The sequence below is a fragment of the Micromonospora lupini str. Lupac 08 genome (genome assembly GCF_000297395.2).
In the GTDB taxonomy this organism is placed as follows: Bacteria; Actinomycetota; Actinomycetes; order Mycobacteriales; family Micromonosporaceae; genus Micromonospora; species Micromonospora lupini.
Map to the genome: position 1 here is coordinate 4897914 of NZ_HF570108.1, position 12601 is coordinate 4910514.

At 70.1% G+C, this 12601-nt stretch carries 13 protein-coding genes; 4 read left to right on the forward strand and 9 right to left on the reverse strand.

The window, feature by feature from the left end; genetic code table 11:
* Positions 1–191: 191 nt before the first annotated feature.
* A complete protein-coding gene (gene pdxR, locus MILUP08_RS23350; protein WP_007462329.1) occupies positions 192–1616 on the reverse strand; it encodes a MocR-like pyridoxine biosynthesis transcription factor PdxR in 1425 nt (474 codons plus the stop codon).
* Between the two features lie 47 nt (positions 1617–1663).
* Here pdxR and MILUP08_RS23355 point away from each other — a divergent pair, with 47 nt between their 5' ends.
* Together MILUP08_RS23355 and MILUP08_RS23360 are read left to right on the forward strand one after the other, a co-directional pair.
* Complete coding sequence (locus MILUP08_RS23355; protein WP_007462331.1) at positions 1664–3016, forward strand: FAD-binding oxidoreductase; 1353 nt, start codon at positions 1664–1666, stop codon at positions 3014–3016.
* A gap of 253 nt (positions 3017–3269) precedes the next feature.
* Entirely contained in the window at positions 3270–4088 is an 819-nt protein-coding gene (locus tag MILUP08_RS23360; RefSeq protein ID WP_007462333.1) for an MOSC domain-containing protein, read from the forward strand.
* A 391-nt stretch (positions 4089–4479) separates the two neighbouring features.
* On the opposite strand, the gene MILUP08_RS23365 is transcribed toward MILUP08_RS23360, so the two are convergent.
* From MILUP08_RS23365 to MILUP08_RS23370, 3 genes are read right to left on the reverse strand one after another with little or no spacing between them, the layout of a single operon-like run.
* Complete coding sequence (locus tag MILUP08_RS23365) at positions 4480–5328, reverse strand: hypothetical protein (RefSeq protein ID WP_007462335.1); 849 nt, start codon at positions 5326–5328, stop codon at positions 4480–4482.
* The gene (locus MILUP08_RS35500) at positions 5210–5869 is read right to left on the reverse strand and encodes a hypothetical protein (protein WP_007462336.1); all 660 of its coding nucleotides are present in this window, start codon (positions 5867–5869) and stop codon (positions 5210–5212) included. Before MILUP08_RS35500 ends, MILUP08_RS23365 begins: the two co-directional genes overlap by 119 nt.
* Positions 5866–6369, reverse strand: coding sequence for a SigE family RNA polymerase sigma factor (locus tag MILUP08_RS23370; RefSeq protein ID WP_007462338.1), 504 nt, complete (start codon positions 6367–6369; stop codon positions 5866–5868). The genes MILUP08_RS35500 and MILUP08_RS23370 overlap by 4 nt, the downstream gene beginning before the upstream one ends.
* Positions 6370–6788: 419 nt before the next feature.
* Between MILUP08_RS23370 and MILUP08_RS23375 the strand changes: the two genes are divergently transcribed.
* On the forward strand, positions 6789–6980 hold the full coding sequence (locus tag MILUP08_RS23375; protein ID WP_007462340.1) for a hypothetical protein: 192 nt from the start codon (positions 6789–6791) through the stop codon (positions 6978–6980).
* A gap of 267 nt (positions 6981–7247) precedes the next feature.
* Here the strand turns inward: MILUP08_RS23375 and MILUP08_RS23380 are convergent, their stop codons facing one another.
* On the reverse strand, positions 7248–8423 hold the full coding sequence (locus MILUP08_RS23380) for a metallophosphoesterase (RefSeq protein WP_007462343.1): 1176 nt from the start codon (positions 8421–8423) through the stop codon (positions 7248–7250).
* Between the two features lie 1025 nt (positions 8424–9448).
* Between MILUP08_RS23380 and MILUP08_RS23385 the strand changes: the two genes are divergently transcribed.
* On the forward strand, positions 9449–9964 hold the full coding sequence (locus MILUP08_RS23385) for a hypothetical protein (RefSeq protein ID WP_007462345.1): 516 nt from the start codon (positions 9449–9451) through the stop codon (positions 9962–9964).
* A 96-nt stretch (positions 9965–10060) separates the two neighbouring features.
* Here MILUP08_RS23385 and MILUP08_RS23390 read toward each other — a convergent pair whose 3' ends face one another.
* From MILUP08_RS23390 to MILUP08_RS23400, 4 genes are all read right to left on the reverse strand, one after another.
* Positions 10061–10861 (reverse strand): leucine-rich repeat domain-containing protein, encoded by an 801-nt coding sequence (locus MILUP08_RS23390; RefSeq protein ID WP_202805235.1) that lies wholly within the window; start codon positions 10859–10861, stop codon positions 10061–10063.
* A gap of 48 nt (positions 10862–10909) precedes the next feature.
* The gene (locus MILUP08_RS37190) at positions 10910–11032 is read right to left on the reverse strand and encodes a hypothetical protein (protein ID WP_272944013.1); all 123 of its coding nucleotides are present in this window, start codon (positions 11030–11032) and stop codon (positions 10910–10912) included.
* On the reverse strand, positions 11029–11646 hold the full coding sequence (locus tag MILUP08_RS34855; protein WP_007462349.1) for a hypothetical protein: 618 nt from the start codon (positions 11644–11646) through the stop codon (positions 11029–11031). Before MILUP08_RS34855 ends, MILUP08_RS37190 begins: the two co-directional genes overlap by 4 nt.
* Positions 11647–12093: 447 nt before the next feature.
* Complete coding sequence (locus MILUP08_RS23400; protein ID WP_007462351.1) at positions 12094–12585, reverse strand: MarR family winged helix-turn-helix transcriptional regulator; 492 nt, start codon at positions 12583–12585, stop codon at positions 12094–12096.
* Positions 12586–12601 lie beyond the last annotated feature (16 nt).

Genomic DNA, 12601 nt, shown 5'->3' on the forward strand with positions numbered 1-12601 from the left:
CAACGCGGTCGCCGAGGTTTCCGCCAATGATCGCGCAGATCCAGGCCGAATGCGCCCGCGCGGAAGCACATCTACGCACAATCGCGGGCACCACCCCGCGCCGGCTAAGCCGAGCAGAAATCACGGCCCCGGTAACCGCACTCAGCGTGCCTTGTCTCTTCATCGGTTCGCGTGTGACCGCCGCCGCACCCTCAGCAGCAGGTCGGCGCACGGGCCTCTGCGACCGCGTCGGCAAGGGCTGCCACTCCGTCGATGATGGCGCGTTCGGTGAGGGTGGCGTAGCCGAAGATCAGCCCGCCGGGTCGGGTGGGGCTCAGTCGGTACCGGGAGACGCCTTGCACGATCAGTCCGCGTCGGGCGGCGGCGGCCACGACCCGGGCTTCGTCCAGGTCGTGCGGGAGCCAGGTGACGACGTGTTGGCCCGCCGCGACACCGACCGGTTCCAGTTCGGGCAGCCGTGCGCGCAGCGCGGCCAGGAGTGCGTCGCGGCGGCGGCGGTAGACCGGGCGCATGCGCCGTAGGTGCCTGTCGAATTCGCCGCGGGTGAGGAAGTCGGCGAAGGTTAGTTGGTCGATGACGGGAGAGCCGCGGTCGGCTCGTACCTTGGCCGCCGTAATGTCGTCGACCAGGTGCGACGGCGCAAGCAGCCACCCGAGGCGCAGTCCTGGTGCCAGGGTCTTGCTCGCTGTGCCGCAGTACACGACGGTGTCGGGTGCCAGCCCCTGCATGGCGCCGATGGGCGAGCGGTCGTAGCGGTACTCCGCGTCGTAGTCGTCCTCGATCACCACGGCGCCGCGACGCTGCGCCCAGCCGATCAGCCGGGCCCGCGCGGGGGCCGACAGGACCCCGCCGGTGGGCCACTGGTGCGAGGGCGTCAGCACGACGGCGTCCGCGTCGGTCTGTTCGAGCTTCTCGACGAGAATGCCGTCTGGCCCGACCGGGACGCCGATCACGTCCAGGCCGGCGGCGGCCGCGACGAGGCGGGCGTCGTCGTCCGCGGATGGGTCCTCGACGGCCAGCCTGCGGGCGCCGCGCGCCGCAAGTACCTGGAGTATCAGCGCGACGCCCTGGCCGTAGCCACTGCAGATCACGACGTTCTCCGGGCGGGCCGCTGTGCCGCGGACCCGGTTGAGGTAGTCGGTCAGGGCTGCGTGCAGTTCGGGTACGCCACGCCCGTCGAGGTAGGCGAAGCGTTCGTTCGGCGTGGTGGTGAGGACGGTTCGCACCGAACGCAGCCAGGCCGCCCGGGGGAACGACGACACGTCGGTACGGCCGTACCCGAAGTCGGTGCGGGCCGCCGGCCGATCGCCGCTGTGCCGACCGGCCGGCGTCGGAGCCGACTCGACCGCGACCTGGGTGTAGCCGCCCGCCCGGCTGGTGAGGTAGCCCTCGGCGACGAGTTGCTGGTACGCCTCGACCACGACGCCGCGCGACACTCCCAGATCGGCTGCGATGGTGCGGGTGGGCGGTAGGGACGTGCCGAGACGAACCCGGCCGGAACGGATGCTGTCTCGGATCGAGGCGGCAATCTGCCGGTGCAGCGGTTCGGCCGCGGACCTGTCGACATGGATGAGCAGGTCCTCCGCAGTGCTCGAATTGGTCCTGATTCGGCCCATGCAATCGGACCTTATCGGTTGGACCGATTTCCGTCAGGCTCAGTCGTATGACGACAACGACAAGTCCCTGCTTCGACGGCCGCGTCCTCACGCCGGGTAGTCCGGGTTACGACGCGGCCCGCACCGTCTGGAACGCCATGATTGACCGGCGTCCGCGGATGATCGTGCGGGCCGCGAGCGTCACCGACGTGGTGGCCACGGTGCGCCTGGCCCGCGAACTGGACCTGGAGATCGGGGTTCGCTGCGGCGGGCACAACGTGGCGGGCCTCGCCGTCCCCGCGGACGGCCTGATGATCGACCTGACCTCGTTGAACGGCGTTCGGGTCGACCCGATCCGGCGACGCGCCCGGGTCCAGGGCGGCGCGCTGCTCGGCGCACTCGACCAGGCATCGCAGCCATATGGTCTCGCCACGACCGCAGGTAACGTCTCGCACACCGGGGTCGGCGGCCTGACCCTCGGCGGCGGCATGGGCTGGCTCGCCCGCCAACACGGCTTGGCCTGCGACAACGTCGTCTCCTACACGATGGTCACCGCAGACGGGGAGGTGGTGACCGCGAGCCGAACCGAGAACCCCGACCTCTACTGGGGCCTGCGCGGTGGCGGCGGCAACTTCGGCATCGTCACCGACTTCGAATTCCAACTGCACCGAACCGGAACGCAGAGCCTCGTCGCCGAGTTCGACTTCCGCGCCGAGGACGCCGTACCGGTTCTCCAAGGCTGGCGGGACCTCAACGCCGTCGCGCCGCGCCAGGCGACCTTCACCGCCGACGTCCACAGCACGGCCAGGGGCCCTGTCGCCACGGTCGGCTTCGTTTGGGTCGGCGACCCGGCACAGGGTCACCGTTTGCTGCCGGCGATGCGCGCGCTCGGGCGCCCGGTCGCCGAGCGGATCACCACCCCGTCCTACCTGGATCTACAGCAACGCGACGACGCCGTCGGCAGCCACGCCTACCGCCGGTACTCCAGTGCGCACTACCTACGGCAGTTCCCCACCGCGGCGATCGAGGCGTTCCTGCTGCGCGGCGCGTCGGACCTGCACAACGGCACCGACCTGGCCGGCGTCGGCCTGCAAGCGCACGGCGGGGCCATCGCCGACGTCGCGGATGCCGACGCGGCCTTCAGCCACCGCGGCACCATGTTCGAGTTCGGCGCCGGCTCCCGCTGGACCGAGCCGTCCGAAGACGACGTCCGGATGGCAGCCGCTCGCAGTGCCGGAGCCGCGCTCGACCCGTACGCCGACGGCGTCTACGTCAACTCGCTCGCCGCGGACGAGGGGCAACGCGGGGTACGCCGCGCATACCCGGCCGCCAAACTCGCCAGGCTCACCGCACTCAAGACGATCTGGGACCCGCACAACGTGTTCCACCTCAACCACAACATCCGACCGCACAGCCAGTAGCGCGGGAAGCCACCCCTGCCCAGCCGCGTTAGCATCCCAACCGGCTCCCCCGAACCGGGCTCGCGGTAGCCGGCGGCGTGTGCGCATCCGGTGGGCGGCGCCCCGACGTCCTGAGTGCCGTCGACACCGCCATCGGCGGTCGGGCTGGTGTCGCGCTCGGCTCGGAAGGTGGCGCGTACAGCCGGCGGGGTGAGCGGATGTTCCTGGTGCACCCATCTCCGGGTGCTTACGCCGTTAAGGCAGCATCATCGTCATGCAGACGGTTGTCGCGCTCCGGCGTTACCCGCTCAAGAGCGCCAGGGGTGAGGTTCTCAAAGCGGCCGATGTCGAGCCGACCGGCCTGCGCGGCGATCGGACATGGGCCTGTATCGACTCCCTGGACGGGACGGTCGGCAGTGCCAAACACCCCCGACGATGGGGTCGCCTGCTCGATGTCGGTACGACAATGCGGGACGACGGCCCGGAGACGATGTTGACGCTGCATGTCAACGGCACGTCGCTGCGAGCCGGAAGCGCCGCGGCAGATGCCGCCCTCAGCAAGCACCTGGGCCGGCCGGTGCGGCTGAGCCGGGAGCTGCCGCCCGACGCGAGGCTGCACCGGACGTTGCCTGACGAGGTCGGCATGGTGCCGGATTGGATGGGCGGCGCCCGGCCCGGTCAGGAAACGATCACGGCGATCGCGGGCGCGGGGCGGGTCGGCCGGTTCGTCGACTTCGGCGCCGTTCATATCGTGACCACTGGTGCGCTGTCCTTGCTGGGTGAACGCATGGGAGGTGGCAGTGTGGCCGCGCAGCGGTTTCGCCCGAACCTGGTCATCGACGCACCGCGTGACCCCGAACCGGGGCAGGAACTACGTCTGGGCGATGTCGTGCTCCGGGTGGTCCTGCCCACTCCGCGGTGCGTCATTCCCGGGCTCTCCCAGGCCGAGCTACCGGCCGACCTCGCAGTGCTGAGCGCCCTGGCCAGGCACTATCGCATCCCGGTGGCCGAGCTAGGGCGTGCGGCCTGCTTCGGGACCTATGCCGATGTTGTCCAGCCAGGCCGGCTCGGACTGGGGCAGCTCGTCCGCTGAGCCCGCACCTGGTCGTCGACGTCCGGGCCAACCAACGGCTCCTTGGCGCCTTGACCTCGCACACTCCCCTGCCGGGCGACAGAAAGAGCCGTCGAATGCTGCGCAGAACCGCGACCACTCTGACCTGTGGGAACGTGGAGCCGCAGGCAGGGGTGTGTGCAGTTGAGCTCCGTTCGATGCCGTTGGACGCAGTTCAAGGCCGTTCAAGGCACCCTCTGCTCCCAAACCTGCTCCCCTACCGACGCGGCGGTGCCGTTGCGCGACAGGCATCGGGAGCGCTGGCTCGCGGCCATCGAGGTACGAGGGATCGCGGCGTTGCGTTCGTCGACTCGGTGCGTCAGGTGCTGGGGCGGGACGGCTGACGCGACGAGCGGTCGGATCGTCGTGCTCCTCACTCACCGGTTCGGCGCGCCCGCAGGACCCTCCGATCGTCGCGCCACAGCGCGATCCGCTGGCGGCCCGCGTACAGCACGCCTATGGTCACCAGCACCGTGAGGAGACCGGTCCAGATCCAGAACCGGCCACCCACCCCGCCGGGTGGTTGTGCGTCGCGGATGCGTCCGCTGCGGATCACCTGGTCGGCGATGTCGACGGCGACCACCTGGTCCGGTGCGGTGAGTACGGTTCGTGGCGCGGTGGCGCCGGGCGTCAGTGCCAGCACCCGCACGGTTCGCACTGTCTGGTCGGTGCCGGACGGCTGGCCGGTCTGCTCCTGCAGTGGTGGGTCGGGGGCGAGGGGGTCCGGCTGGTAGGCCGCCACCAGCGCTGACCCGTCCGGCGTCCAGCCGAGCAGCCGGATGGAGACGACCCCGGGCACCGCGGGCAGGCGCAGTGGCCCGACGTCACGTCCGGTGGCGGGATCGACGTGGCGAAGCGTCCACTCGTCGGTGTCGGGACGGTGGGTGGTCAGGGTCAGCGCAGTGCCGTCGGGACTCCATGCGCCCTTGCCGGCCAGCGAGGTCTCGTCGGGCAGGGTGAACGAGGACTGCTCCCGGCCGTCCAGGTCGGTCACCGCGACGGTGCGGCCGTACTGGTAGGCGAGCCGGCCCGGCGCGGCGGCGACGACCGACCCGACGTGCGCCTCCTGGGCGCTGGCGGCCAGTCTGGTCCATCGCTGTCCGTCAACGGTCACCGCGCTCAGCACGGTGGTGTAGGTGGCGCCGTCGAACGCGACCGGCACGTCGTCGCGGACCACCAGCGAGTCGCCGTCGGCGGACCAGCCGGCCGGCGTGCTCCACACACTGCGGCCGACGGTCGACGCCAGCCGCCGGGTGCGGCCGGTGACCAGGTCGATGACGTCGACGCCCGGGTCGTCCTGGTCTCCGCGGCCGGGCCAGGTACCGGCCGTCCGGCGAGAGGTGCACCAACTCGCCCGCCAGCGACTCCCCGCCCATCCGCATGATCCGGTAGCGGTCGGAGTCCGCGTCGACCACGCCGACGACGTTCACGTCGTTCCAGCCGTGCAGACGCGGTGCCCGGCCGTCGAAGATGACCGACGCCGGACCGAGCCGGGGTCGGTCGGTGACGTGCAGCGTGCCGATCGGTGGCAGCGCGATCCGGTCGGGCAGCGCGGCGTCCCCGGCCGCGGCCGGGTCGAGGGCAGGGGTACGGGCCAGCGGCAGTGCCACGCCGGCCAACGCGAGCAGCGTCACGACTGCGGCGGCGGCGGCCAGCCGACGTCGACGGTCGCGGCGGGCGGTGGCGAGGGCCCGTTCGTACACCGGGTACGCCGGCACGCCCTCGGCGGTGGAACGGAGAGCGTCGCGGAGTCGGGCGGTCATTGGATGCTCCTCTGTGCGGCGACTTCCACCAGCTCGGGGGCGACCGATCGCAGCCGTCGCAGCCCGTCGTGACCGTGTCGCTTCACGGTGCCGACCGAGCAGCCCAGCACCTCAGCGACCTGCGCCTCGGTCAGATCCTCGTAGTAGCGCAACACGATCACCGCACGCTGACGGGGGGTGAGCTGGCGCAGCGCCGCGGTCAGCGTCAACCGGAGCGTCGTGGCGTCACTGTGATCGGCATCAACGCGTTCGGTGGGCTCCGCCTCCAGTCGCTCCACCAGCCGGCGACGGCGCCACCAGGAGACCTGCTGGTGGTACATGACCCGTCGCACGTAGGCCTCCGGGTTGCCGTCCCGGACGCGTCGCCAGTGCCGGTAGGTCCGGGCCAGGGCCGTCTGCACCAGGTCCTCGGCGAGCTGGTGGTCACCCGTGAGCAGATAGGCGGTCCGGGACAGAGCCGCCGAACGATGCACCACGAACTCGTGGAACGACTCGACCATGCCCACCCCCTCGCTCAGGAGAAACGCCTCCGGTCCGGCGGATGGTTGAGGTGACGCCCTATCCTCGCCACGGAGCGTACGGGGGGACCGTGATCGTGGAGCTGGCAGACGTCGATGCGGTGCTGTTCGGCATGGCGGCACCGGGTCCTCCGTCGCCTCGCTGGAAGGTCGGCAAAGGGCTGTCCGTCCGCCAGGTGCGAAGGATCCTGACCGCCGCAGCCGGTCATCGGCTCCACGCGCTCTACGTCGTAGCGGCGACGATGAGGTCTGCGGCGAGGCAGGCTGGTCGGCCTTCGCTGGTCGGATCTCGACCTGAGCGAGGGCACGCTACGGGTGCAGCAGACCGTCCAGCGGATTGCCGGGCAGCTTCACGTCCAGGCCACATCGTCCGCGACGACGACGGCACTGTCCGCGCCCGGATGAGGAGCATCTCGTACGACGCCATCCTGGCGATGATCATCGACGACATTCGACTCGTCTCGCGGCAGCAGCCCCGCGTCCAACGCCTGCTGGACGCCGTCGTCCACGACGTGGCCGCCGTCGCGCTTCCCGTCCACCACGCCGCGATCCGGCGTCGGCTAGCAACGCCGGCCGCTGACGACCTGCCCTGACACCCTTCAATTGACGTCGTTTCGCAGTTCACGTCCCGGGTCGGCACCCAACCGGCGGAACAGGTCGGGTTCACCCTCGCGACCAGCGCCCCACGGTGGAGACGCTCGTCGACGGCCTGCTCGTCGGAGTGGGCGTCACCCTCGGGAAGAGCCAGCGCGTCATCCTCACGATCGCACTCACCCTGGAGGTCATGTGCCTCGGTAGCGGGGTTGACCGGGGATCCGGATCACGTTTAGGTGAGGCGGTAGGTGTTGGCCCGGTCGGGGCTACCTCACTCGGAGGGTGAGCAGGGTGATCTCGCTCGGCGCGAAGATCCGGAATGGCGGACCCCAGAAACCGGTCCCTCGGCTCGTGTAGAGCTGGGTCTGGCCATGCCGGCTGAGGCCCTGCACGACCGGCTGGTCGAGCCGGACCAGGTAGTGGAACGGCCACATCTGGCCGCCGTGGGTGTGCCCGGACAGTTGCAGATCCACGCCGGCCGCGACCGCGTCGTCGATCTGCTTGGGCTGGTGCGCCAGCAGCAGCACGGGCAGCCGCGGGTCGGCGCCGGCGAGCGCCCCGGCGTGGTCGGCGCGGTGACCGGCGACGCCGGACGAGGCGGCGGTCAGGTCGTCCACCCCGGCGACGACGAGCCGGGCGCCGCCCCGCTCCACCACAAGGTGCCGGTTGTGCAGCGGCTCCCAGCCGAGGGTCCGCATGTGCTCGACCCAGCCCTCCGCCTCGCCGTAGTACTCGTGGTTGCCCGTCACGTACACCCGGGCCAGCCGCGCCTGGACGGCTCCCAGCGGCGCGGCCTGCGCCCGGCGCTGGTCGACCGTACCGTCGGCGATGTCGCCGGTGTGGCAGACGATGTCGGCAGCCAACCCGTTGACCACCTCGGTGGTCCGGGCGGACCAGCGGGCCCGGTTGATCGGTCCGTAGTGGGTGTCCGTCAGCAGCACCACCCGGACGCCGTCAAGACCGGCACCCAGCCGATCCACGGTGACGTCCACCCGCCGGACCCGAGGCACTCGCATCGCCTCGGCGTACCCCCAGACGGCCAGGACGACCGAGACGACCGCCGCACCGACCGCCACAGCCCGGGACCGCGCCGGATCGGCGACCCCCGCGGCTGCCAGCGGGAGCCGGGCCGCGTTGCCGATCAGCGCCCAGACGAACAGGATCCAGACCAGGCCAAGGAGTGTGTCCCCCGCCCGGGCCGCCGCGTCCAGCCGGCGGCGGCCGTGCCCGAGATACATCAGAACGGGGAACGCGACCAGCGCCACGACGAACACGCTCGTGCCGGCGGCCACGACCGGCGCCGGCCACCGGGCCGCCACCGTCAACGTCCACCAGGGCAGCCCGAACAGCAACGCCAGGAGCGCGACCAGCGTCGCCCCGGACACCAGCGGTCGCAGCGACCCTCGCGCCGGCCTCACCTGTACGGCATCGCCAGCAGCCATCGTCATCCTCCGTTCGGGTCCGTGCAGCATGACACGGTCCGGGCCGGATCGACCACGACGGAATCCGTGAAGGACCGCCCCCGTAGGGAATCGACCCGCGACCCGGGGGTGCCTCGTTTCGGGTGCGGTCAGCGGGTGGCGTGCGACGCCCCGGCCGAGAGTCTGCGCCTGATCCGCGCCCGCCGCGCAGGCGCGGCAGCACGGTGTCGGTTGCAGTCGTCGCGCCGGTGCTGTTGACGCTGATCCGGGCGGCCCACCCGGGGCGTGGGCAGGGTCGGTCTGTCCGGTGCCAGGACGGCGGCGTTGTAGACCAGGACGTCGGGTTCGGCGAGTTCGGCGATGGCGTTGGTGAGCCGAGAACAAACTCACCGGACTGGACCGCAACCATCCGGGCCCACACCGTTCGGGGACCGACCATCAACCTGCCCGAAGGCCCGACCCTGAGCACCATGCGCCGAAGCCCGCGCCACCACACGCCTGGCCAACCACAGCCAGTCCCACCACAAGCCAACAAACCCGCGCCGTTCCATCCAGTCCCCTCAACATGCGATCCGCAGGCCAACCGTCGACAGGAAGGACGATGGCTCCCCCGCAGCAGCGGACATGCCCAACCGCGTCACCTTCAGGCGGACAACCGACGACGCTCACACCATCGGCGGCTCGAGAGTCGCAGCGCCGACGGCGACGGACACGACGAGCTGTGCAGCGGCAAAGCTCGGGCCCTGGGAAGGACACTCGCAAGTACCTGTGGGATCTTCGCCCCAAAGGCGGACCGCGGGACAGAAATCGGAACGCTCCGCTCGGGCGCACCCTGAACGCCGATGCGGCCTCGAGGAGGAGGCAAACGCCACGCGAGCCGCTGCTCCCCATCCGCAACGGCCATACCCCGCAGTTATCGTGTCCGACGTGAGCCTCGCGGATTCTGTGATCGCCGCAGCCAGCACAGATTCGGGCAGCCTGGACGCGCGGGTGAATGTCCAGCTGATCGGGCGGGTGGATGAGTTCCGGGTGGGAAGGGCTGGACCGTGGGTATCGCGTGGCGCGAGTCGCCGAAAGAGCTGGTCGGGCTACTACGCCAACACGGCCTGACTCCGCACCGGGTGGACAACGTCGAGACGGCGTGGCAGGCGTTCCGCGAGTTCCTTGCCCAGCGGGTCGACGGCTTGGAGCCAGGGCCGGACAGCGACGCCGATGGCTTCATTGTTCAGTGGGGCCGGTACAGCTGGCACGGCCGGCTTCCCAGCCTGAGCTTCACCCGACAGTTCGCCGTTGACGTGCGAGGAACCTGGACCGAGAACGACTGGTACCAACCAGAGATCTGGCAGGTGAGCCTGGACTTGGTCTTCCCAGACGCACCCGCGCTCGCCGACCTAGACCGGCTCAACGTCCAGGACACCGGGTTCGACTTCAGTCCCTCCGGTCCGCAGCGAAACCATGCTACTGCTGAAGCGGAGTCGCAGGTCAAGCACCACCCGACATTGCAAGCACTTTGGGTGAGCACCCCCGTGCACAGCGCCGTCACGCTGGACCGCGCAGACTGATCACCAGAACGCCCCAGCCGGACCCGGCTCCGGTGGCCCGCGCGTTGCTCGAGTGCACGGCAATCGACAGTCACAGGTGGTCTCGTGGTAGCAGCCTCATCGCCAGGCGGCCGGCTGAACGATGTCCGGGCCGCCGGTGTGCGGCGTCGGGAGGTAGCCAGGGTAGGGCTGCGGCAGTGCCGCCACGCAGGCCGCGGAGCACGCGTTTACCAGCAACGGCAACACGTCGGTGGCGACCAGGCCGGAGATCCAGACTTGGCGAAGCTCACCGTCAACCGGCCCATCGCAGACGCTGCAGGTTCGCACCGCGTCGCAGCCCCAGACGTCTGGGTCGAGCGCGGCGAAGTCCGCCTCAACTGCACGGGTCGCTGGCTGCAGCCGTGGAAAAGGCGGACGGAACTTGAAGTTGCCATAGAGGACGCGCGTGCTCACCGTGCTGTCGGCTAATTTCGTGCATCTGGTCAGCTCATACGGATACCAATGCAGCCGGTGCGAGGTGTACGGCTCGAAGACCTCAAGGCTGGTCATGGAACCAATCTCGGGCGGGATGCGAACCAGATTCGTGCCATAGAGCACCAGACGTTTGACGGCGGTCAGCTTCGCGATCGTCGCCGGTAGCGTGACGATCTGCCGCCGTTCAGGCGCAGTCAGCTCCACGAACGGCGTGAACACCGTCCGCCCATCCGCTGCGGCCTCGTCGATCAGCGCCAGCAGATGCCGCCAACCCGCCGCCTCGGTGTCCTGACGGTCCGCATGGAAGACGACGTTGTTCGGCCGGGTCGCGACCGAGTGGCCGACGCAGCGGCAGTGGTCGCGGGCCGGACCGCCCGCATCGGGTCCGACCGCATCCGCAAAGCGATTGGGAACCAGCTGCGGCGTGATCTCGTTCGCGTCCACGCCGAGGACCCTATCGGCACCCATCAGCCACGTGCGTGCTGTCATCGGCTACGCCAGAGAGTCGACGACCAGAACCCACTCGTCGCCGAGCGCGCCGATGACGAGGTCGCCGCTCTCGAATCGCAGCAGGAGACCAGCACAGACCTCGTCAACGTCCTGGCCGACGATCACGGCACCGCCCGTGAGCCGGGCCCAATGAACCCGGACAACACATCCGGACGCCGCGCCGGGCCGCCCCTGGCCTCTCCGCACCTGTCCATCTCGTAGGAACGATAGGGACTCTCCTTCGCGAGCAGGAGTTCGTCGCCGCGACCGTGCAGACCGACCGGTATCGCGTTTTCTACGAGTAGCCAAGCGTGCAGCAGGCTCTCGGCGTCCGGATCACGCCGTCCCTCACACCAGTACCGGGCCTCCATCACGGCATCGAGCCGTCGACCCACCATGCTTTCAAGCCACGACGCGACCATCGCGGGGTGGCTGAAACCCACGTACGACGCCGGGTCTTCGACGCGCATGGCCTGCCATACGGCGCGGGCAGTGGCCTCGTAGACGTCGCCCACACTGGTGTCGACCTCACTGACGAAAAGACTGGTGACGGTTACCCTCGCCGCCGCAGAAAGTCCACGCAGCGCCCACCGAGCGCCCAGCTCAGCCTCCCGCCGGTGTTCGTCGACTGCGACGGCGCTCACCTCTACGGCGGAGCGGCTCGACACTGCGACTTGGACGGTGACCTCAGCGAATCGGGAGGGGCGATTCGTCTGCCGCAGCAGGCGGAAGGTCCTCACGGCTCTGATGGTTCCCGGTAGGTTCCGGCCTCGGCAGGTCGGGGGCCGAGCACACCGAGCGGGCTGGCGATCGGCGACCGGCCGGGCTGGCTGAAGGCCCAGCGCTACGTGATGGGCACCGTGCTCGGCGCGATGGCGGTGCGGATCGCCGCGGACCGGTCCCGCGCTGTGGTCACCGCCACGCCGTGATCAGCCGGCGGTCAGCCACCCCAGGGGCCTGGTGGAAGCGGAAGCGATCGAAGTGTTGGCGGGGTTCCGGGAGCGGTTCTACCGGTGCCTGAGCCGACGGGCGGATGCGTTGTTCGAGCTGACCGAGGCGCTGTTGTGCACTGACGGGCCGTCACAACCATTGTCGGGCTGTCTCTCGCTCCGGTGCATCCCCGTGGCCACGGCGCGTTGCATGACGGGACTTCTTCGCCGGGCCGGCGGGCGGCGTCCGCCGAAAACTCAGGAACGAACGATCCGGGTCAACGCCGCCAGCAGGCGCTCGAGCTCCCTGCGGTCGGCGTCGGACAGCTCACGGAGAATGGCCGCCTCGTTGGCCAGGTGCTGCTCGATGAGGCGGTCGGTCAACGCCACGCCGGCCGGGGTCAGCCCCACCACTCTGCCCCGAGCGTCGATGTCGGAGACCGAACGCGACACGAGGCCCCGGGTGACGAGCCGGTCGACTCGCTTTGTCACCGCCCCGGTGGTCACGAGCATCCGTTGGCTCAACTGCCCGGCCGTGAGCGTGTACGGCGCGCCTTCCCGGCGCAGTGCCGCCAGCACGTCGAACTCGCCGTTTCCCAGATCCACCTCGGCGAACGGCGGCCGCAGGGCCGTGTCGAGCACCTCGGCCAGCCACTGGATCCGCCCGATGATCAGCAACGGGTCGGGGTCGAGCTCGGGACGTTCACGACGCCACTGGGCGACGATGTCGCCGATGCGGTCCTCATTCATGCTTGCATCTTACCTT

What these genes read in the sequence shown, in the direction of transcription:
- MILUP08_RS23380 (WP_007462343.1), bottom strand. Translation starts at nt 8,423, where the DNA reads ATGGCTGCTGGCGATGCCGTACAGGTGAGGCCGGCGCGAGGGTCGCTG.
- MILUP08_RS23400 (WP_007462351.1), bottom strand. Translation starts at nt 12,585, where the DNA reads ATGAATGAGGACCGCATCGGCGACATCGTCGCCCAGTGGCGTCGTGAA.
- MILUP08_RS23355 (WP_007462331.1), top strand. Translation starts at nt 1,664, where the DNA reads ATGACGACAACGACAAGTCCCTGCTTCGACGGCCGCGTCCTCACGCCG.
- pdxR (WP_007462329.1), bottom strand. Translation starts at nt 1,616, where the DNA reads ATGGGCCGAATCAGGACCAATTCGAGCACTGCGGAGGACCTGCTCATC.
- MILUP08_RS23370 (WP_007462338.1), bottom strand. Translation starts at nt 6,369, where the DNA reads ATGGTCGAGTCGTTCCACGAGTTCGTGGTGCATCGTTCGGCGGCTCTG.
- MILUP08_RS23360 (WP_007462333.1), top strand. Translation starts at nt 3,270, where the DNA reads ATGCAGACGGTTGTCGCGCTCCGGCGTTACCCGCTCAAGAGCGCCAGG.
- MILUP08_RS35500 (WP_007462336.1), bottom strand. Translation starts at nt 5,869, where the DNA reads ATGACCGCCCGACTCCGCGACGCTCTCCGTTCCACCGCCGAGGGCGTG.
- MILUP08_RS23375 (WP_007462340.1), top strand. Translation starts at nt 6,789, where the DNA reads ATGAGGAGCATCTCGTACGACGCCATCCTGGCGATGATCATCGACGAC.